This window comes from Acinetobacter sp. YH12251, from assembly GCF_013417465.1.
In the GTDB taxonomy this organism is placed as follows: domain Bacteria; phylum Pseudomonadota; class Gammaproteobacteria; order Pseudomonadales; family Moraxellaceae; genus Acinetobacter; species Acinetobacter amyesii.
Map to the genome: position 1 here is coordinate 58,000 of NZ_VPDZ01000015.1, position 19,770 is coordinate 77,769.

General features: G+C 40.8%; 18 protein-coding genes. 5 read left to right on the forward strand and 13 right to left on the reverse strand.

Going from position 1 to position 19,770, the window contains the following annotated elements:
- Positions 1 to 12 precede the first annotated feature (12 nt).
- Genes FTV27_RS13430 through FTV27_RS13440 form a run of 3 tightly spaced genes read right to left on the reverse strand, consistent with a single transcriptional unit; the run spans position 13 to position 4,602 of the window.
- Entirely contained in the window at positions 13 to 1,695 is a 1,683-nt protein-coding gene (locus FTV27_RS13430; protein ID WP_180078980.1) for an AAA family ATPase, read from the reverse strand.
- The gene (locus tag FTV27_RS13435; protein ID WP_180078981.1) at positions 1,692 to 3,812 is read right to left on the reverse strand and encodes a Mu transposase C-terminal domain-containing protein; all 2,121 of its coding nucleotides are present in this window, start codon (positions 3,810 to 3,812) and stop codon (positions 1,692 to 1,694) included. Before FTV27_RS13435 ends, FTV27_RS13430 begins: the two co-directional genes overlap by 4 nt.
- Positions 3,799 to 4,602: a TnsA endonuclease C-terminal domain-containing protein gene (locus tag FTV27_RS13440; RefSeq protein WP_180078982.1), complete on the reverse strand. Its 804-nt coding sequence runs from the start codon at positions 4,600 to 4,602 to the stop codon at positions 3,799 to 3,801. Before FTV27_RS13440 ends, FTV27_RS13435 begins: the two co-directional genes overlap by 14 nt.
- Positions 4,603 to 5,031: 429 nt before the next feature.
- Here FTV27_RS13440 and FTV27_RS13445 point away from each other — a divergent pair, with 429 nt between their 5' ends.
- Both FTV27_RS13445 and FTV27_RS13450 read left to right on the forward strand, forming a co-directional pair.
- Complete coding sequence (locus FTV27_RS13445; RefSeq protein ID WP_180003568.1) at positions 5,032 to 5,298, forward strand: DUF1778 domain-containing protein; 267 nt, start codon at positions 5,032 to 5,034, stop codon at positions 5,296 to 5,298.
- The gene (locus FTV27_RS13450) at positions 5,288 to 5,773 is read left to right on the forward strand and encodes a GNAT family N-acetyltransferase (RefSeq protein ID WP_180003567.1); all 486 of its coding nucleotides are present in this window, start codon (positions 5,288 to 5,290) and stop codon (positions 5,771 to 5,773) included. The genes FTV27_RS13445 and FTV27_RS13450 overlap by 11 nt, the downstream gene beginning before the upstream one ends.
- A 595-nt stretch (positions 5,774 to 6,368) precedes the next feature.
- Here the strand turns inward: FTV27_RS13450 and glmS are convergent.
- The 8 genes from glmS to FTV27_RS13490 form a co-directional block, all read right to left on the reverse strand.
- On the reverse strand, positions 6,369 to 8,207 hold the full coding sequence (glmS, locus tag FTV27_RS13455; protein ID WP_180078983.1) for a glutamine--fructose-6-phosphate transaminase (isomerizing): 1,839 nt from the start codon (positions 8,205 to 8,207) through the stop codon (positions 6,369 to 6,371).
- A gap of 12 nt (positions 8,208 to 8,219) precedes the next feature.
- A complete protein-coding gene (gene glmU, locus FTV27_RS13460) occupies positions 8,220 to 9,584 on the reverse strand; it encodes a bifunctional UDP-N-acetylglucosamine diphosphorylase/glucosamine-1-phosphate N-acetyltransferase GlmU (RefSeq protein WP_180078984.1) in 1,365 nt (454 codons plus the stop codon).
- 21 nt (positions 9,585 to 9,605) lie between these two features.
- Entirely contained in the window at positions 9,606 to 10,082 is a 477-nt protein-coding gene (locus FTV27_RS13465; RefSeq protein ID WP_078194116.1) for a phosphatidylglycerophosphatase A, read from the reverse strand.
- A 22-nt stretch (positions 10,083 to 10,104) separates the two neighbouring features.
- Positions 10,105 to 11,022, reverse strand: a complete 918-nt coding sequence (thiL, locus tag FTV27_RS13470; protein WP_180078985.1) for a thiamine-phosphate kinase — start codon at positions 11,020 to 11,022, stop codon at positions 10,105 to 10,107.
- A 24-nt stretch (positions 11,023 to 11,046) separates the two neighbouring features.
- The gene (nusB, locus tag FTV27_RS13475; protein WP_180024787.1) at positions 11,047 to 11,496 is read right to left on the reverse strand and encodes a transcription antitermination factor NusB; all 450 of its coding nucleotides are present in this window, start codon (positions 11,494 to 11,496) and stop codon (positions 11,047 to 11,049) included.
- Positions 11,497 to 11,500: 4 nt separating this feature from the next.
- Entirely contained in the window at positions 11,501 to 11,971 is a 471-nt protein-coding gene (gene ribE, locus FTV27_RS13480) for a 6,7-dimethyl-8-ribityllumazine synthase (RefSeq protein ID WP_111885509.1), read from the reverse strand.
- A gap of 11 nt (positions 11,972 to 11,982) precedes the next feature.
- On the reverse strand, positions 11,983 to 13,104 hold the full coding sequence (gene ribBA, locus FTV27_RS13485) for a bifunctional 3,4-dihydroxy-2-butanone-4-phosphate synthase/GTP cyclohydrolase II (protein WP_111885508.1): 1,122 nt from the start codon (positions 13,102 to 13,104) through the stop codon (positions 11,983 to 11,985).
- 309 nt (positions 13,105 to 13,413) lie between these two features.
- Positions 13,414 to 13,992 (reverse strand): TetR/AcrR family transcriptional regulator, encoded by a 579-nt coding sequence (locus FTV27_RS13490; protein ID WP_180078986.1) that lies wholly within the window; start codon positions 13,990 to 13,992, stop codon positions 13,414 to 13,416.
- Positions 13,993 to 14,145: 153 nt separating this feature from the next.
- On the opposite strand from FTV27_RS13490, the gene FTV27_RS13495 reads away from it, so the two are divergent.
- Positions 14,146 to 14,889 (forward strand): SDR family oxidoreductase, encoded by a 744-nt coding sequence (locus FTV27_RS13495; protein ID WP_180078987.1) that lies wholly within the window; start codon positions 14,146 to 14,148, stop codon positions 14,887 to 14,889.
- Between the two features lie 50 nt (positions 14,890 to 14,939).
- Positions 14,940 to 15,533: a 2-hydroxychromene-2-carboxylate isomerase gene (locus FTV27_RS13500; protein ID WP_180078988.1), complete on the forward strand. Its 594-nt coding sequence runs from the start codon at positions 14,940 to 14,942 to the stop codon at positions 15,531 to 15,533.
- Between the two features lie 93 nt (positions 15,534 to 15,626).
- Here FTV27_RS13500 and FTV27_RS13505 read toward each other — a convergent pair whose 3' ends face one another.
- Positions 15,627 to 17,138 carry an aldehyde dehydrogenase family protein gene (locus FTV27_RS13505; RefSeq protein WP_078194071.1) on the reverse strand — a complete coding sequence of 504 codons (1,512 nt, stop codon included), beginning with the start codon at positions 17,136 to 17,138 and terminating at the stop codon, positions 15,627 to 15,629.
- A gap of 221 nt (positions 17,139 to 17,359) precedes the next feature.
- Between FTV27_RS13505 and FTV27_RS13510 the strand changes: the two genes are divergently transcribed.
- Positions 17,360 to 18,541, forward strand: coding sequence for a transcriptional regulator (locus FTV27_RS13510; protein WP_180003559.1), 1,182 nt, complete (start codon positions 17,360 to 17,362; stop codon positions 18,539 to 18,541).
- 21 nt (positions 18,542 to 18,562) lie between these two features.
- Here the strand turns inward: FTV27_RS13510 and FTV27_RS13515 are convergent, their stop codons facing one another.
- Entirely contained in the window at positions 18,563 to 19,525 is a 963-nt protein-coding gene (locus FTV27_RS13515; protein WP_180078989.1) for an alpha/beta hydrolase, read from the reverse strand.
- Between the last annotated feature and the right edge of the window lie 245 nt (positions 19,526 to 19,770).

Here is a 19,770-nt window from a genome sequence, read left to right on the forward strand (position 1 = left end):
TCTATTTTTTGTTTAATGCAACACAGGAGAGGTGGGATCAAACAAATAGTGAGATGATTTTAATAGCTCATAAACATCTACTTCCTTTTCTTGTGCTTGACTGAAAAAATTCCGTAAGTCATTGGCTTCAGTGCTCTTCCATTCTTCTGCTTTCATGACTTTGCGTGATGTTCTTGGTTTTCTTACCGAAGTTGTGGTCTGAGGCTGGTCCAATTTATCTTTTGCTACAGAGCCGTCTAATACTTCCAGAATATGCTGGAGTAGTACCTGTAAGTTCTCGTTTGGATATTTTTTTAATGCAGAAGTGACATGCAGATCTATTGTAGCAGCGGGGTGACCTAAGGCCGTTAGCATACCTATAAGTGTGGAATAATGTGGTCCTAGATCTTTACGCTGTATTTCCGTTTTTAATGCAGCTTTTAAACGGTGTTGTTCAACATATTCCTCAATTTGAACTTGAGGGATAGTTAAGTCAGAATACCGTGCAATACGTGTGGGGTTGCCTGAGCGGAGTGCATCCAAAATATCGTGGACTGGCTGTAATTGTTCTTCGTAGACTTTTTTAAAAAGTTCAGATGTAATTTTTTCCAGACCAATGGTGATTGCATGAATCTGCACCAAGCAGAACAGTTTAACCACTAAATCTGGAATGCCCTGCGTATAATAATACCAAGTGTTTCTTAATTCATCGGTCAGTTCAGCTGGTTGTTGAACCCATTGATATTGCCACAGCTTGTTGGTGAAAGCATACCATTCAGAAATGATCATTTGATCAGGGGTGCTAGGATCGGGAGTGGGTACTTCATTGCGCATAGGTTCCCAGATTAAAGAGCCTAATCCCGCACTGCGTCTAGCTGATCTTAAGTCTTCTTGCAGAATTTCATTGGCTTTGGGTGTCCCAATCATCACAATTGGAATGGATGCCACATTCACAAGGGTGACAAAGAAATTAAGAATGATTTCAGCCCCGCCAGATTTTTTTGTATTCAAATGCTGGATTTCATCAATGATTAAAAGTCCAATTGAATAATTATTTGCGATAATTTTCATCTGCTGCAGCATGGCATTCACATTTAAGCGACTTCTGGTGAAACGATGCTCGAAGTTCGTATCTCCTAATGCTAAATCTACTGCTCTAAAAAAGTTTGAGCATAAGTTTTTTAAAGAGCTGTCATGTGGACAATCAATTTTAAGGTAAACAATTTGTTTTAATCCCAGCTCTCTATGTTCAATCACTTGCGGGTAATAACGCAAAATTTTGTTCATTGTCGTTGTTTTACCGCTTCCCGAACATCCTATAATTGACATGCTGGTTGCAGTCGACTCTGGAGGTGCATAGCGGTAAGAGCTTTCATTTGATGGTTCTAGTTGCTGAAAAGCAGCGTGTAAATGTCGATGTCTATCCCCATTAGTGATGTTTCTACTCACATAACCTTGCCGAATCATAATAGAAATTTTTTGCTCAAGGGATAGATGTTTGGTCAGTGGTTGAAAAAAATCATGAGGCAATTGAGCAATCAGATGGATTCTTTCGGGTTGGGGCAAGAAACGCTGCTCTGGAATAAATTTCAGTTTCCCTCGTAGGTGTTTAATGACCGACTTAGTGTCAAGGATAGGCGGTAATTGAGTAATAAGAGGATTATCCCCATAGATGTCTTCTATTGATGTGTTGACCGCGAGTTCATTATTATTCATTCTTCATCGTCCTCTTCAAATAATTGTCTCATTAAGTCTGGTTGACTGGTCAAATCCAGATTGCTGCTGTGAGATGGGGGTGTTGGAGTATTGTCTTGGTTGGAATGGATAGTCCGGATAGAATTGACGGACCTATTTTGGAGATGTTCCTCACGTTCCACCTGAATTGCTTCTTGTTTGTTCTGACGAATATCCCGAGTACGTTGTGCTTTAGAAAGTTGGTGAACTCCTGCTTGAGCCTGCCGGCTCTGTGCTGTGTGGATGATTTTGTCAGTAAAATCCTGTAATTCACTAATGGCTACAGACTTTAGTTGTGAATGTTGTTTTTCAACAGTTTTGATTGCTTTTTGAATTTGTTCAGCTTCCCACCAGGTCAGATGCTGATATTGACGTGAGGCATCACTTAAGTGCGCTTCCCAGTATTCCAACTTATTTTCATCAAAGAAAACATAAATGGTATTTACTGAGTATGGGTCAAAACCAATCCGCAACTTTTTCGGGCGGGATTTGGTCGTGTTACGAATAAACCAGCCTTGTTGATGCATTTCCAGACATTGATAGAGTAAGCCTTTGACTTTAAGTCCCTTGTCACTTAAGGAGGCGTCGGTCCTAGGTAACAAGCCAACATATAGTGATTTGTTATCCACTTGTCTTAACATCCCAGTACGGTGCTGTAGACCCCACTGCCAGAGCTTAAGGGGGGTAGAAGGCAGGTCAGTCGGCATATCGGCACTACGATCGTATTTCGTCAAAATATCAAAATTATTGCGTAACAAGACGCAGCTTAAGATGATTTTTCTGAACTCTTCCAGAGTTAGACAAGCTTCTAGTCGATAATCATGTCCGCCTTTCTTTTTTTCCTTGAATCCAGAAACAACACCAATATTCTCGTAGGATTTAAAGCGTGACTGAATGATTCCAAAAGCCCTCTCCACAATACCTTTGGCATCGCTTCGATACGGTGGCGCATTTTCAATACGAACAGAAAAGTTTTTTTCAAGAAGTTCAATTTGATAGCCAATTAGTTCACCGCGGTCTGCAAGTATGGCACCAGGTAAACCATAAATAGGCCAGTCTTCTGGTTGTATTTGCAAGCCATAACTCTGACAGAATGTCACTTTATCTTGGATTGCAACGCTGAGGCATTGTATAGCTGTGTTAAATGAACTGTTTTCCATACCGACATAAAGTCCAGTAATCATCCTGCTGAATACATCGATAACAATATATACGGTAGGTCGGCCAATAATCTGTGATGGATCTCGTGATGATACTAGATAGATGTCAGCGACTGTTGAATCTATCTCATAACGTGCACCAGGACCATTTGCTTGCTTGGTCGCTGTTGAAGTCAGAGGTTTGTGATCTTTCAGGGTTTTCTGATTCTTCAGAATTTCCTTGGAATTGTTCTTATTTCTATATCGCGTATTATAAAAGTAGTAGAATTGAGCATACGTTGGAATATCTCCAGCTTGCACTTGATGAAAGTGCTTGGAAAATAAATTTTTAAACCGAAGATAAGTTTCGTTAATGGATTGTTTTTTGACAGGAACTAAATACTCTTCGATGGCTTTCTTAAAATATAATTCAACCTGTTCAGTAACATTCTTACCTTCATTTGATTCATAGATGCGTGGTCTGCCAATTTTTTTATCACCTATCGTTCTTTTTTGGCCTTTTCCACCTGAGTTTTCATAGTCCGGTACCAAAGCATTTATCGTTTGACCACGCTGCCAGTAGCGTCTTAGGAGTCGTAGAATTTTATTAATTGATACTTCTTTCTCTAGATGTAGAGTTTTAATTTTTGCAGTCCTGATTTTTGCATTGATAAGAACTTGTTCATCATTAATTAAATCTTGAATAATTGAAAAGTTTTCCTCTCTTTTTTTGAGTTGAATAGAATCTTCACTCAAGTTTAATCGTTTTAAGTATTCATAAGGATCTTGTGCTGGTATCAGGCTTTGATCATCTGAGAGAGTTTGAAGTTCCTTAGACAAAATGAGTTCAGGAAAAGCATTTTTATTATCAATAGAAATCCATACCGTATACTGCGGTAGGAATTTGAGTATTCGGTATTGTGTTGAATTCAAGATGTAAACTGAATTAATTAGTTGCATGGACTGTATTCTCATTCTGGAGCAAATTACTTGCATGAATATCAGAGAGTTTAAGCTCCAAGTACGAAATTTCTAAATTAAATTGCAGTATTCGCAGTGCAAATAGTTTTCTGAACAATGCGAGCGTCGTTCCGATACCCATTTTTTGAGTTTGGTCAAAATGCTTACAAAATTGGATTAATGAGCTTTGAGGGTACTGGCTAATTTCTTCCATAAAATAAACTGCTAGATCGATCATGTGATTTGTTATTTCAAGGTCATTTTTTTCTACATACAACCATTTAATGTTCTCTAGTACCGTAGCAGGAATGTCTTTTTCAGTAATCAACTTGAACGGCGTATTGTGCTCTTCTTCCCAGTAGCGACGTTTAATTTCTAATGACTCAATAACATGAGCTTTATTCAGATCTTTGCTGTAAAGAGTGTCAAGGGCTATAGAAAACTTACCAAAATCAACTAAAAAATCTGAAGATAGGGTAAAAGGTATATAGTCAATCGACACTTTTTTCATTCGGAAACGAGAACAGATGGAGTTAAGATCATAGATATCCAAAGGATAATGCTCGCGAATATCTGTAACGTTCTGATTCCAGTCAAGCAGTAAAAAGGTAGATAGCTCTAGATCAGAAAATAAGTGATGAAGACGTTTACTGACACGGCCTTGTACTCTGTGAGAGCGACCAATTGAACTGAAGTTTTGAACAGTTTTACAAGGTTTATAATCGCGTCCATGGCCCTGGCCATACCCTTCTGTTACTAGTTCTTCATAGTTTTTTATAATTTTTGCCATACAGAAGACCTGTGGGTTTTGGTGGATAATTAATCATATCTGAAGCGGGTTAATTTTGTATTTAGCAAAAACATACAAACTTAAATATATTTATATACAAACAAAATTTTATAATTTTTATTTAATTATTTATTTAATTCAGCAACTTAATAATTAATATGGTATTTTAATACTCAATTAATGAGTTTAAAAAAACGTTGATGATAGGCAAAAGTATTCAAATTACATCTTAGTAAACATCGTTGCATATTCTTATGTAAACCAATTGCATATTCAGACTCAAACCCGACCATTCATTCTGGTTCATAGTAAAATGCTTATTTTCTATTCCAAATATTTTAGAACAAAATATGTAAATTTGGATCTTAAAGTACTACCTTAATCTGCTATAATTTGTACATCATTATGATGTACAAATTGGTGGAAAATATGGCTAACTTAGCAACAGAACGAATCAATGTTCGTTCAACCGTAGATGCAAAGAATGTAATTGAGCAAGCTGCGAATTTATTGGGTCTTAGTGTGAGTTCCTTTATGATCCAATCCTCATTTGAACGAGCAAAAGAATTACTTAAATCTAATCACGAGTTAAAAGTAAATAATGCTGATCGTGATATGTTAATGAATTTGCTTGAAAATCCACGCCCTGCAAATGAAGAGATGAAAAATTTAATGAGTTTATTGGATGAAAATTGAGGTTTTACAAGCCCATCATCAGAAAAAATCATTTAATTGTGGGCAAGATGATTTAAATAAGTTCATAAAACAATACGCATCCCAACATCAGAAATCAGGAACAAGTAAAACCTATGTTGCTATTGATGATGCACAGGTGAGGGGATTTTATTGTCTATCAAGTACCTCTATAGGATTTGATGGGGTTGATGCTGTTCTCACTAAACGATTACCTCGTTATCCCTTACCTTGTGTGGTTGTGGGTCGCTTTGCCGTTGATCAAGCAGCACAGGGGCAAGGAGTTGGAAAAGTACTTTTAGCACATGCTCTTAAACAAGTTTCAAAAGTTGCTCAAATTATTGGCGTAAATTTTGTTGTAATACATGCTAAGGATCAAAAAGCTATGGAGTTTTATCAGCGGTTTGGCTTTATCTCATTAACATCAAATCCATTAACATTAATATATCCAGTGAATGAAATACCTCATTTTAAATAAGGTGGGCTGCTAGTAACAGGAATAGCTAATAGACTTATTCAGAGTTTGCACATAGTTCCTTATCCCTTATTTTGCTTTATGACCAAATACTGCGTCTAATTATGGTAATTTAATTAAGTTTGTTTTATTTTTTATCTTAAGTTGTTGATATATCTTATTCATTGTTTTTTATTTTTAAAATTAAGTTTGTATTAATATTTACTATCTTTAATTCTAGATGAAATTAAGTTTGCATAATATTCTTCCGCATTTAAAATGCGAATTCTTGCGCAGAAAGGCGAAGCATACTTTAAATAAAAATGAAATTTTTTCAAGGTGAGGTCAAAAAGGAATGCTTTTTGAATCTAGGGTGAGATTTTTATATATCTATCTAATTGAATATATTAGTAATAATTTTATATTTCTGGTTTGACTCTAATTTGAATTTAATTATATTAAAAACCCTGTAGACTTGGTGAAGAATCACTGGTTCTACAGGGTGGGGGGTTATTCGTTTACTTCATTAATATCCAAACTTAAATAATTAAATCTAAACTTAATTATTTGGTACAAACTTAATTATACGAACACAATTCCAGCCCTTGATCAAAAATTATTATTCCACCGTCACGGATTTTGCCAAATTACGTGGCTGATCGACATCTGTTCCACGCAGCACTGCAACATGGTATGAGAGCAGTTGTACTGGAATGCTATACACAATTGGTGCCAAGATTTCATTCACACTTGGCACATAAACCACGTGTTGACGATCTTTCGCTTTGATCCCGCTATTTTCATCTGCAAAGACAAATAACTCACCACCACGCGCTTGAACTTCTTCCATGTTCGATTTGAGTTTGTCCAACATGTCATCTTGTGGAGCTAGAATCACCACAGGCATGTCGTTATCCACTAAAGCCAATGGACCATGTTTTAATTCACCAGCCGCGTAGCCTTCTGCATGGATGTATGAAATCTCTTTAAGTTTTAAAGCACCTTCAAGGGCGATAGGGAACTCAGTTCCACGACCCAAGAATAGGCAGTGATTTTTTTCAACAAATAATTCTGATAGACGTAGAATCTCAGCATTATTTTGTAAAGTATCTAAAATCACTTTCGGTGTATGCCAAAGCGCTGCAATAATTTCAGAGACACGGTCATTTGAAATGCTTTGCTTAATTTGACCAATTTTCAATACCAATAGCATCAATGCCGCAAGCTGTGTGGTAAAGGCTTTAGTCGACGCAACACCAATTTCAGGGCCTGCGAGTGTTAACAAACTGTAGTTGGTTTCACGTACCATCGACGAGGTTGCCACGTTGCAAATGGTCATGGTGGTGATATTCAAGCTTTTCGCTGCTGCACGTTTTTGCGTATCACGCAGTGCAGCTAAAGTATCGGCTGTTTCACCTGATTGAGAAATACAAACATACAGTGTGTTATTCACAATCACAGGCGAGCGATAACGGAATTCACTGGCAATTTCGACTTGGCAAGGTACATCGATCAGTTGTTCAAACCAATATTTGGCAATCATGCCGGCATGGTAGCTGGTACCACATGCGATGATTTGCACTTGTTGAATTTGGCTGAAATCTTGAGCTGCATTGGCAAGGAAATCATCACGAAGCGCATTACCATTTAATGCTTGTGAAATCGTTTGCTTAATCGCTTCAGGCTGCTCATAAATTTCTTTGAGCATATAGTGTTTATATTCACCTTTTGAAGCATTGCTTACAGTCGCATCAAGCTCTTTGATTGGACGATTCACCAATTTACCATCGACGAATACTTCAATAGTATTACGTGTCAAACGTGCAATATCACCTTCTTCAAGGTAGATAAAACGGTTGGTAATTGGTAAAAGTGCCAATTGATCCGAGCTAATAAAGTTCTCGCCAATACCGACACCAATCACGAGAGGTGAACCTTCACGCACCGTGATTAATTCATCAGGATGGTCTGTATGTACGATACCCAGTGCATAAGCACCTTTGAGTTGAGGTACGACACTTTTAACCGCTTCTAAAAGACTCGGAGTGGTTTTTAAAGCGTCATTGACTAAATGTGCAACAACTTCTGTATCTGTTTGTGAGGTAAAAACATAACCAAGCGCTTCAAGATCATCTTTAAGTTCTTGATAGTTTTCAATAATACCGTTATGAACAACAGCCACATTGCCTGAAATATGCGGATGGGCATTATTTTCAGTTGGTTTACCATGGGTTGCCCAGCGCGTATGTGCAATACCGACCGAACCTGCGATATCTGCTTCTTCAACGGCTTGTTCAAGATTTGCAACTTTACCTACGCGACGTTCACGTAGAACATGGCCTTTATTAATCAGCGCTAAACCCGCAGAGTCATATCCACGATATTCAAGACGCTTTAAGCCTTCAATTAAAATATTGGTAATACTACGTTCTGCAACGCCACCGACAATACCACACATAATTTAATCCTCTTATTTCTTCAATTTTTGGGGACGTTGATAGTTTTCTTTGGCAAATTGCTTCGAACGTTCTACCGCAAGGCTATTGTCTGCCACGTCACGTGTAATGGTTGAGCCAGCACCCACTGTTGCACCATGACCAATGGTGACAGGAGCGACTAATGAGCTATTTGAGCCGATGAAGGCTGAGTCACCGATAATGGTTTTAAATTTGTTTGCGCCATCATAGTTGCAGGTAATGGTGCCTGCGCCAATGTTTGAACCTGCACCGACTTCTGCATCACCTAAATAAGTAAAGTGGTTGGCTTTTGAGCCTAACCCGACAGTGGTATTTTTAACTTCAACAAAGTTACCAATATGTACTTCTGCAGCTAATTTTGCGCCAGGGCGTAAACGTGCAAATGGACCGATTTGAGCGTCTTCACCAACAATGGCACTGTCAAAAACGCTATATGATTGAACTTTAGTGCCTGCCGCAATCTTGGAGTTTTTAATGATACAACCTGCACCAATTTCAACGTTATCACCGAGTTCAACATCACCTTCAATAATCACGTTGATATCGATACGGACATCTTGACCAACAGTCAGTGTGCCACGTAAGTCGAAACGTGCAGGATCAATCAGGTGAACGCCTTGTTGCATCAGTTGTTTAGCTTGGAATGCTTGAAATTCACGCTCAAGGGCTGCCAATTGTACGCGGTCATTGACACCTTCCACTTCGAATGCACGCTCTGGTTCAACAGATGCCACTTCGAGACCGTCGGCAATCGCCATGGCAACGATATCGGTCAGGTAATATTCACCTTGCGCATTATTATTGCTTAATTTTGGTAACCATTCATGCAATTTGGCATTGCTTACTGCATAAATACCGGTATTAAATTCTTTGATTTTACGTTGTTCTTCAGAGGCATCTTTGTGTTCAACAATAGCTTGAATTTTGCCATTTTCACGTACAATACGACCATAACCTGTCGCATCATTAACCGTTAAAGTTACTAAGCCAATACCTGTTTGAGTAGATGCATCTAATAGTTTTTGTAATGTTGCTTCAGTGATACAAGGCACATCACCTGAGAGAATCAAAGAAATCCCAGTTTTTGCGAGAACAGGGAGAGTCACTTTGACTGCATGGCCTGTACCCAATTGTTCTGCTTGTTCAACCCATTTGACATTTTCATGTGCAAACGCGTTTTGAACCAATTCACCGCCATGCCCATAGATGGTAATTATTTCTTCTGCATTTAATTTTTTCGCAGTGTTGATGACATGGCCGAGTAAAGGTTGTCCTGCGAGTGGTTGTAATACTTTGGGTAAACGAGAACGCATACGTGTCCCTTTACCTGCAGCAAGAATAATAACGCTAGTAGACATGTTTAATCCTAGGTGTTTCTATTACATAGACAAAATATAAAAATAAATACAGATGCAAAGCGCAGCCCAAAGGCCCGCAATAATATCGTCAAACATGATGCCAAAGCCACCACCGACTTGACGGTCAATGACACGAATAGGCCACGGTTTCCAGACATCAAATAAACGGAATAAAGCAAAACCAATCAATGCCCAAGTCCAGCTCATTTGCCCAAGATATAAAATTGGGAGGAAGGTAATGGACTGACCGGCAAATTCATCCCATACGATGCGGCCATCATCATGAACACCCATGACTTTGGCGGTTTGACCGCAAATATAGATCCCAATAATCGACATGATGATCATGACTATAATGGAGTTGAAAAAGCCGATTGCAAGCCAACCTGGAATAAACAACAAAGCAAAAGCAGAGCCAAAGGTGCCCGGTGCTTTGGGTGCAAGACCCGAGCCAAATCCCACGCCACAAAAGGCGATGACTCGGTTAAACCAAGACATGGATTTAAAGTTAATGGCTGGCTTATGCAAAATGCTGGTATCCCTTAAATTTTATGACTTGGTCCACACCGTGGTTGTTATAACGGATTCCCAAATTTGGGGTGATTTGACCGATTTTACTAATGTTTACATCTAATTTTAGTTGCAGAAGTTTTTGATAATTCTGCGGACTTATTGTAAAGCATAACTCATAGTCATCTCCACCCGCGAGGGCGTATTGCCACTGCTTTTCTTGTTGTAATTGTTTTACATCGTGATCGATAGGAAGTTGATCTAATTCAATTTCTGCACCCACTTTAGAGGCATGCAAAATATGTCCTAAGTCCTGAGCCAAGCCGTCAGAGACATCGATCATGCTATGAGCTAAGCCTTTGAGCTGTTGGCCCAATAAGCAACGTGGTGTGGGATAATCTAAACGGCGTTGTAAGCGATGACCTAAATGGTTTAAGCCAAATGCAGCATCACCGACTTGTCCGCTGACGCAGATATAATCACCGACTTGGGCACCTGAACGTGGGACAGCTTGTCCTGATTCTACCCAGCCGAGGGCTGTAACTGAAATCGTCAGATGAGGACTTTGAGTGGTATCCCCACCAATTAAACTCACACCAAATTGATCGCAACAATCATATAAACCCTGACTAAAGCCTTTGAGCCAGTCATGATCAATTTGGGGTAGGCTCAATGCCAATAAAATACTGTGTGGTTTGGCACCCATTGCAGCAATGTCAGATAAATTGACGGCAACAGATTTCCAGCCAATAGCATGTGGGTTGGTGTTGAGAGGAAAATGACGTCCAGCAACGAGAGTATCGGCACAGATGACCAATTGTTGCTGTGGAGGAGGGGTGAGCAAGGCTGAGTCATCACCGACTCCTAAATCGACAGCACTACTGCTGTGACGATTAAAATAGGTATCAATGATAGAGAACTCAGCCATACAACGTACTACTTAATAAATTAATTAATTAGCTTGTTGCTTTTCTGCTGCACGCAATGTAGTCGCTAAACGATCCAATACACCATTGATGTACTTATGGCTGTCTGCACCGCCAAAATGTTTAGCTAACTCGATCGCTTCATCGAGTACGACACGGTAAGGAATCTCAAGGTGTTCTTTGAGTTCATACGAGCCTAAACGAAGGGTTGCAAGTTCAACGCCATCTAAGGCTTCAACTTCGCGATCGAGTACAGGGATTAAAAGCGCATCCAATGCTTCATGATTGGCAACAACCTCGGTCAATAACTCGTGGTAATAGCCGAGATCTACCTTGTGCATGGCATTTTCCACACGCGTACGTGCTTCAATCTCATGCACAGGATTGCGGCTCATTTGCCATTCATAAATTCCTTGTACAGCAAAGCGACGTGCTTTACGTTTTGCTGCATAAGTTGCTTGAAGTGTTTGCGACATAGCGTTAAATAGCCTTTAACAAGTTAACCATTTCAATAGCAGTCAAGGCAGCTTCACTACCTTTATTGCCTGCTTTTGTACCCGAGCGTTCAATCGCTTGTTCAATACTATCCGTAGTCAATACACCATTAATTACTGGTAAGCCAGTGTCTAAACCAACAACGCCTAAACCTTTGGCACATTCGCCAGCAACAAAATCGAAGTGAGGCGTGCTACCACGAATCACTGCGCCAAGCGCGATGATGGCATCGAAACGATCTGAAGCTGCAAGTTTCTTTGCAACCACTGGAAGTTCCCAAGCACCCGGTGCATGAACAATAGTGATATTATCCTCTGATACGCCATGACGTTTCAATGTATCAACGGCACCTTCTAGCAAATGTTCAACAACAAAGCTATTAAAACGACCAACTAAAATCGCATAACGGTCTTCGTTCGCGAGATGTAACATACCTTCAATACGGCGAACTGCCATAGCAACCTCGATTATTTCTCTGATGTTTGATTTGCGGTGATGTATTCCACCACTTCTAAGTTAAAACCTGATAATGCATTAAAACGTAATGGCGAGCTAAGAAGCTTCATTTTTTCCACGCCTAAATCACGTAAAATTTGTGCGCCGACACCAATGGTTTGATACTGCTGTGACAGTGCTGCATTGGATTTAACATTTTTCGGTGCAGTTAAATTTTCTAAAGCAGGACCTAAGTCCTGTAAATGACGCTGACCAATCCACACTAAAACACCACGATCGCTGGATGCGATTTCTTTGAGTGCTTTATCGAGATTCCACGCGGGAGCGCCATCTTGTTTATTCAGTTTTAGTAAGTCGCGAACGGGATTGAAACCGTGTACGCGTACAGTGGTTACACCTTGTTTTGGTTCGCCTTTAACCAGTGCCAAATGAATGTCTGGATTACCAATTTCACGGTAACGGAACAATTCAAAAGTACCATATTCAGTATCTAAAGTTTGTTGATCAATGCGCTCAACGGTTTGCTCATTGGTCATGCGGTAGTGAATTAAGTCCGCAATCGTCCCCATTTTTAAGCCATGCTTTTCAGCAAATACTTCAAGATCAGGGCGACGTGCCATAGTGCCGTCTTCATTGATGATTTCACAAATCACCGAAGCTGGCTCAAGACCTGCTAAACGCGATAAATCACAACCGGCTTCAGTATGACCTGCACGGTGAAGGACGCCACCAGGCTGTGCCATCAGCGGGAAAATATGGCCTGGCTGTACGATGTCAGCTGGTTTAGCATGTGCAGCTACCGCTGTTTGAATGGTGTGCGCACGTTCAGCAGGTGAGATGCCTGTTGAAATGCCATTTGCTGCTTCAATAGACAAGGTAAAGTTGGTACCGTGCTGCGCACCGTTTGCATCGACCATTAAAGGTAAATTTAACTGTTGGCAACGCTCTTTGCTGAGCGTTAAGCACACAAGACCACGCGCATGCGTAATCATGAAGTTGATATCTTCAGGGCGTACGTGGGTCGCAGCGATAACAAGGTCGCCTTCATTTTCACGATCTTCATCATCCATCAGGATGACCATTTTTCCTGCACGAATATCAGCTACGAGCTCTTCAACAGTATTGAGCGGCATCAATCTTCACCTTTTTGTTTGTCTCGAATGACATTTACTTGCATTGATTGTTGCATAGTCTAACGTTTTTTTGCGTTCTTTGCCTATGCTTATCATTTTCCTTTAATGGCTCATTGTTATACACAGTCCTCAGAACCTTGAAAAGAGGACTTTATTTGAATTGTGCCATTTATGCCCAATCTTTAAGCGATTGAAAAGCATAAAAATGGGTAAGCTTATACAGATTTTAAATAATTCAAATGAAAGAGATGAACAGTTTGTCGGAAAACTGTCGGTCTTTAACTCCATGAACTGTCACATAAAAATCAATCACGTTGATGCAGCCACATGGCTCTCTAAATATTGCCGAATCATCATCTTATTGGCGTTTAAAATAGTTTTTTGCAAATGTGGATCTGCGGCTGCACGCGCAATTAAAATTGCACCAGCAAGTTGGGACATTATGGCCCAAGCTTTTTCTTCACTCGCCAAATGTGCGCTAAATAAAGCATGACCGCGCAGTAATTCCTTTTCATAGGCCTGTTTAATCGTGTCATCTGCGCGAGCTACTTCGGTCGCAAGTGTTGGCAAAACACAGCCTTGTTCAGGATGTTCAAGGTGGGAAGGGGTTAAGTAACGGTCTAATTCAAAATTAATCCAGTCGGCTGCATTATGATGCGGGTTGCTTTGCCACATGTTAAAGCTTTGCTGCAATTCATATTCAACCAATGCTTTGAGTAAATCCTGTTTTGACGAAAAATGTGAATAGAATGCGCCACTAGTTACACCTGCAGCTTTCATTAAGCTGTCAACACCTGTTGCAGCAAAGCCATTTTTTTTCGCAATTTGCCCCGTAATGTTGAGCAATTCTTGTCGTTTTTGTTGTTTGTATTCGGGTTTATAGCGCATGTGCATGACCCTAAAAAATTATGATTGACGATAAATTAATCATAACATAGTATTCGTTATAGTAACGATCGTTATTTAATAAAGTGTGGTTTAAAACCGACGCGTAAATAAAATGAGCGTGGAATAAAAATAAAACAGCAATGGAGTGAGACTATGCAACAAATCAACAAGACTTCAGCAAAAGTCGCTTTAGTGATTGGTGCAGGTGATGCAACCGGCGGTGAAATTGCCAAGCGTTTTGCGCGAGAGGGTTATCTTGCTTGTATGACACGACGAAATGCAGACAAATTAAAGCCTTTAATTGCTGAAATTCAAGCACAGGGAGGGACTGCTTTTGGCTTTGGTTCTGATGCTCGAAAAGAAGAGCAAGTGATTGAACTCATCGAGCATATCGAATCAAACATTGGCCCGATTGAGGTGATGGTCTTTAATATTGGTGCCAACGTCCCTTGTAGTATTTTGGAAGAAACCGCACGTAAATATTTCAAAATATGGGAGATGGCATGTTTCTCGGCTTTTTTAACTGGTCGGGAAGTGGCAAAACGCATGGTGACACGTGAACGAGGCACGATTATTTTTACTGGCGCAACAGCAGGTGTGCGCGGTGCGGCTGGCTTTGCCGCTTTTGCTGGAGCAAAACATGCGCTTCGTGCCTTGGCACAAAGTATGGCACGTGAACTTGGACCAAGAAATATTCATGTAGCGCATGTGGTGGTTGATGGTGCAATTGATACCGATTTTATCAAAGATACATTCCCTGATCTTTATGCTAAAAAAGAGCAAGATGGTATTTTAAATCCAGTACATATTGCAGAAAATTATTGGCATCTCTCACAGCAACCACGAGATGCATGGACGCATGAATTAGATCTGCGACCGTGGATGGAGCGCTGGTAAGCACTGATTTAAAAATATTAGGAAAAACAAGCAAAAAAAGGACGAAAAAAATGAAAGTCATTGAATTTTATTTTGATGTCGGCAGTCCATATAGCTACATTGGATTTCACCGTATTCAACAGATTGCGCAGCAGTATCAAGCCGAGCTGATTTGGAAGCCAATGCTTCTCGGTGGAGTGTTTAAAGCCACAGGCAATAGTAGCCCAATGGCGGTACCTGCGAAGGCACGTTATTCCATGATTGATCTTCAACGTTGGGGAAAGTTATGGCAGATACCCGTACAGATGAATCCGTATTTTCCAATCAATACTTTGCAGTTGATGCGTTTGATAACCGCAGTCCAATTATTTCAGCCTGAAGTATTTCTCAATGTACTGACGGGTATTTTTAACGCAATGTTTGGTCAGCCACGCAATTTAAATGATCTCACCACCTTCATGCAACTCTTGCAAGAACTGGGGCTAGGTGCAGAACAAGTGAAACAGTGGTTGGATGATGAAAAAGTCAAATCTGAGCTGAAAGTGGTGACCGAAGAAGCTATTGAACGTGGTGTGTTTGGGGCGCCAAGTTGGTTTGTCGATGATGAGTTATATTGGGGTGTTGATCATTTACATTTTGTTGAGTATGCCTTGTCTGCAAAATGAATGACCCAGCGCGGTAGACCGTTCATTCAATTTAAAAGCAGCACTAATAAAAAAGCGAACCGAAGTTCGCTTTTTGTTTTTTGATACTAAGACTTAGAAGAAGCCCATTGGTTTAGTGTCATAGCTCACCAAGAGGTTTTTGGTTTGTTGATAATGATCAAGCATCATTTTGTGATTTTCACGGCCGATCCCTGATTTTTTGTAGCCGCCGAATGCAGCGTGTGCAGGATAGATGTGATAACAGTTGGTCCATACACGGCCCGCCTGAATGGCACGACCCGCACGATATGAAGTATGTGCTGAACGCGACCAAACCCCTGCACCTAGACCATAAATCGTGTCATTGGCAATTTTAATGGCATCATCAAAGTCTTTAAAGGTTGCTACTGAAAGCACAGGGCCGAAGATTTCTTCTTGGAAAATCTTCATGTCATTGGTGCCTTTGAAAATGGTTGGTTCAATATAGAAACCTGTACCGACTTCATTGCGTGGATCACCACCAGTAATGAGCTGTGCACCTTCATTTTTACCTGTAGCGATACAACCTAAAATTTTGTCTTGCTGCTCTTGCGATGCCTGTGCACCAATCATGGTATCGGTATCGAGTGGATGACCCGTCTTAATACGTTTCACACGCTCTACTGCCATTTCCAAGAATCGATCTGCAATGCTTTCTTGTACCAATGCACGTGATGGACATGTGCAAATTTCACCTTGGTTGAGCGCAAACATGGCAAAACCTTCGAGTGTTTTATCTAAGAACTCATCGTCTTTGTCCATGATGTCTTCAAAGAAGATATTTGGTGATTTTCCACCAAGTTCTAAAGTCACAGGAATGATATTTTCAGTCGCATATTGCATGATCATTTGACCGACAGCGGTTGAACCTGTGAAGGCGATTTTTGAGATGCGTGGATTGGTCGCCAATGGACGACCGACTTCAACACCATAACCATTCACAATATTCAGCACGCCCGGTGGGAGTAGGTCTTGAATGAGTTCAGCCAAGACCAAGATGCTGACAGGCGTTTGCTCCGCAGGTTTCAACACGATGCAGTTTCCCGCAGCCAATGCTGGAGCAAGTTTCCAAGCCGCCATCAAGATTGGGAAATTCCACGGAATAATTTGACCGACCACACCAAGTGGTTCATGGAAATGGTAAGCAATGGTATTTTCATCAATTTCAGAAATGCCACCTTCTTGCGCACGGATACAGCCGGCAAAATAGCGGAAGTGATCGATACACAGTGGAATATCAGCAGCTAAGGTTTCACGAATTGGCTTACCGTTGTCCCATGTTTCTGCGACCGCAAGGAGCTCTAGGTTTTCTTCAAGTCGATCGGCAATTTTTAATAAAATATTTGAGCGTGTGGTTGGGGAAGAGGCGTTCCATTGGGCTTTGGCTTTATGCGCTGCATCCAAAGCCAATTCGATATCTTCAGCAGAAGAACGAGGCACTTTGGTAAAAACTTTACCGTCTACAGGGGAGATATTTTCAAAGTATTCACCTTTCACTGGCGCGACCCATTGGCCACCAATCAGGTTTTCATACTGAGCTTTAAACTGAACTTTTGAACCGGGTTGATTAGGATCGACATAACGCATATGAATTTTCCTTTGCTTGTTTATTATGATCTTGTTGGGCTGCCCATCTGTGGCAATCTACAGCTTTGGTATAAGGTACTTTTGTACATTATTTGATTAGCATAGCCTGTATAAGGTTGGAAAAAGGTTGGAGACAAGAAGGTTTACAATATTTTTTTTCAGTCTTAAAAACAAAAGCCGGGAAACGGATTTTTAGTCATGAATTGTTGTGAGAATAATGAATGATGATACAGAAGGATTTATCTGAAAAACGACAGAATGTCGAACGGTTAAGGCAGGGCATGAGTCTGTCAAAGCAGCAAACCTCGCAATTGAATGAGAGCATTGCGAGTTCTTGGCAGCGATCGGCGCAGGCGGAAATTCCGGAAAATCGGAGTGCTGCGCCTTTGGTGAATTTGAACCCTCAAAGTCAACAACAGTCGGCATTGCATCATGCCTTACAACATTGTGCAGAAGATTTAAAACACATAGCCGAACAGTCGTCGATGGTACTTGCCGTGGGCGATGTAGGTAGCACGATTATTTGGAGTGCGTCGAGTCGGCAAATGCAAAGTGCTGCGGAAAGTGTGCATTTTATTGCAGGTGGGCAATGGCGCGAAGAATTGGTCGGCACCAATGCATTAGCGTTGTCTTTAAAAACTCAGCAGTCGAGTTGTGTGTTTTCAAATGAACATTACATGCCATCAGTACATGAATGGGTCTGCTATGCAGCACCGATTATCGATCCACATACGCAGCAAATTTTGGGCGTGGTTGATTTATCCACCGTGTGGAAAAACCACAATAGTTTAGGGCTACTTGCGGCTGAACGCTGCGCTTCGATTATTCAATCGGCTTTACTCGATTTTCAAAAACAGCATTTGTATATTCGGGCCTTTGCTGTGCCGCAAGTGTTATTTAATGGCAAAGTGATGGTGCTGACCCCGCGGCAAATAGAAATTTTGACCATCTTGGCGCTATGTCCGCAAGGCATGACCTTAGATACTTTGCATCAAGCCTTATATGGTGAACGCAAGGTAAGTGTTGGGACTTTAAAAGCGGAAATGTCGCAGCTTCGTGATATTTTGGGCGGTATGTTAGGCTCACGTCCCTACCGTCTATTGGCGCAAGTCGAAGCCGATTTTTTGCAAGCCGAGCAAGCTTTAGATGCAGGTTATCTCGATTCGGCGTTAAAACTGTGTTCAGGGGTTTTCTTGGCTAAAACTGAAAGCCCATTTTTAGGGGCATGGCGTGATTGTCTTGAGTCACGATTGAGCCAAGCAATTTTTAATGCCAAAGAAACAGATGTTCTGCTCAAGCATGTCGCGCGTTTTCCTGAAGCTATTGATGCGGTTGAACGTCTGATCGAGCTGATGCCGAGATCGCATCCCGTACATCAGACCTTGTTGAAATTAAAACAGTAAGTTGCAATGTCATTCGGGTTGTTAAAGACCTTTATTGGCCAGCCATTGAAAGAGCTGGGTATAGACTTGTTCTCGCGCAGTTTTTTCCGAAAGTACTAAATCATGCAAGCCATTGTGAATGCTTTGAATGGTGACATCGCCTTGAATTTTCTTGGCATATTTTTGGATATCTTTTACACCTAAAATCACATCACTGGTCTGCGCTGCTTTACCCCATTTTTTGGGATTTTTAGTTTGATGCGAGTGCATCACTAATACCAGTACATCAATCGTCACACCTTGATGAATTTCCTTTTGAGCTTCATAAATACTGCGGACGAAACTGATGTATACCATTGGATAGCGGGTCTTTTTCCAGTCTAAATTGAAGTCCCATTCACCCTTGAGTTCATGGTGTAAGCTGGCGGTGTACCATTTATTCAGTTCACTCGGAAATTTTAAATTGGGAAAGGTTTTTGCCAATTTACTCAGCTGTGGAATACCCAGTGCGCGTTTCACCGGATTCATGTTGAAATCATAAAATGGGCTATTGACCCAAAGGGCTTGAATTAAAGGATGATTTGGATGATGGGCTGCATACAAAGTGGTGGTTAAGCCACCGGTAGAATGACCACAGAGCAGCAAGGCATCATGACCTTCATCAGCAATGATTGTTAGGGCTTGATCTATTTCGGCATCGTATTCAGACAGTGCATGCACATTATAGTATTTTTGATGCGGGCGGATTGAGCGACCATATTTTCTTAAATCCAAGGCATAAAAGTCGAAACCGTGCTGATTGAAGCGTTCCGCCATTTCGGTTTGGAAAAAATAATCGATAAAACCATGGATATAGAGCACCGCTTTGGAGGTTGGAGCCGCTGCTTTTTTGCGAACCAGTGTGGCAACCACTGGGCCTTCATAATCATCTGGGAAGGTCAGCGTGGCTTGTTCATAGCCTGCGCCCAAAATGTCAGGCTGATACTGAATATGTGAATGGCTCATTATTATACTCATTAATATTATTGGACATTATGCTTTATCCTTGATGAGCTATGAGCTTTTGTCAAATGAATAATCGATGCTGATATGCGGACTAAAAAAGAGTGACCTCAGTATGAAAGCAACCAATCTATGGTCGCTTTCCTGAAATAAAAGGTGAAATGGATTCAGTTGAGCCTACATCACCAGACTCAAAGGATAATGTAGGCACTTGGGTCACTTAAACATGAAGACCTATTGGGCTTAAC

What these genes read in the sequence shown, in the direction of transcription:
- FTV27_RS13505 (WP_078194071.1), bottom strand. Translation starts at nt 17,138, where the DNA reads ATGCGTTATGTCGATCCTAATCAACCCGGTTCAAAAGTTCAGTTTAAA.
- FTV27_RS13490 (WP_180078986.1), bottom strand. Translation starts at nt 13,992, where the DNA reads ATGCGCTATAAACCCGAATACAAACAACAAAAACGACAAGAATTGCTC.
- FTV27_RS13510 (WP_180003559.1), top strand. Translation starts at nt 17,360, where the DNA reads ATGATGATACAGAAGGATTTATCTGAAAAACGACAGAATGTCGAACGG.
- FTV27_RS13440 (WP_180078982.1), bottom strand. Translation starts at nt 4,602, where the DNA reads ATGGCAAAAATTATAAAAAACTATGAAGAACTAGTAACAGAAGGGTAT.
- glmU (WP_180078984.1), bottom strand. Translation starts at nt 9,584, where the DNA reads ATGTCTACTAGCGTTATTATTCTTGCTGCAGGTAAAGGGACACGTATG.
- FTV27_RS13500 (WP_180078988.1), top strand. Translation starts at nt 14,940, where the DNA reads ATGAAAGTCATTGAATTTTATTTTGATGTCGGCAGTCCATATAGCTAC.
- FTV27_RS13430 (WP_180078980.1), bottom strand. Translation starts at nt 1,695, where the DNA reads ATGAATAATAATGAACTCGCGGTCAACACATCAATAGAAGACATCTAT.
- nusB (WP_180024787.1), bottom strand. Translation starts at nt 11,496, where the DNA reads ATGTCGCAAACACTTCAAGCAACTTATGCAGCAAAACGTAAAGCACGT.
- FTV27_RS13450 (WP_180003567.1), top strand. Translation starts at nt 5,288, where the DNA reads ATGAAAATTGAGGTTTTACAAGCCCATCATCAGAAAAAATCATTTAAT.
- FTV27_RS13465 (WP_078194116.1), bottom strand. Translation starts at nt 10,082, where the DNA reads ATGTCTTGGTTTAACCGAGTCATCGCCTTTTGTGGCGTGGGATTTGGC.
- FTV27_RS13435 (WP_180078981.1), bottom strand. Translation starts at nt 3,812, where the DNA reads ATGCAACTAATTAATTCAGTTTACATCTTGAATTCAACACAATACCGA.
- FTV27_RS13445 (WP_180003568.1), top strand. Translation starts at nt 5,032, where the DNA reads ATGGCTAACTTAGCAACAGAACGAATCAATGTTCGTTCAACCGTAGAT.
- ribE (WP_111885509.1), bottom strand. Translation starts at nt 11,971, where the DNA reads ATGGCAGTTCGCCGTATTGAAGGTATGTTACATCTCGCGAACGAAGAC.
- ribBA (WP_111885508.1), bottom strand. Translation starts at nt 13,104, where the DNA reads ATGCCGCTCAATACTGTTGAAGAGCTCGTAGCTGATATTCGTGCAGGA.
- glmS (WP_180078983.1), bottom strand. Translation starts at nt 8,207, where the DNA reads ATGTGTGGTATTGTCGGTGGCGTTGCAGAACGTAGTATTACCAATATT.
- FTV27_RS13495 (WP_180078987.1), top strand. Translation starts at nt 14,146, where the DNA reads ATGCAACAAATCAACAAGACTTCAGCAAAAGTCGCTTTAGTGATTGGT.
- FTV27_RS13515 (WP_180078989.1), bottom strand. Translation starts at nt 19,525, where the DNA reads ATGAGCCATTCACATATTCAGTATCAGCCTGACATTTTGGGCGCAGGC.
- thiL (WP_180078985.1), bottom strand. Translation starts at nt 11,022, where the DNA reads ATGGCTGAGTTCTCTATCATTGATACCTATTTTAATCGTCACAGCAGT.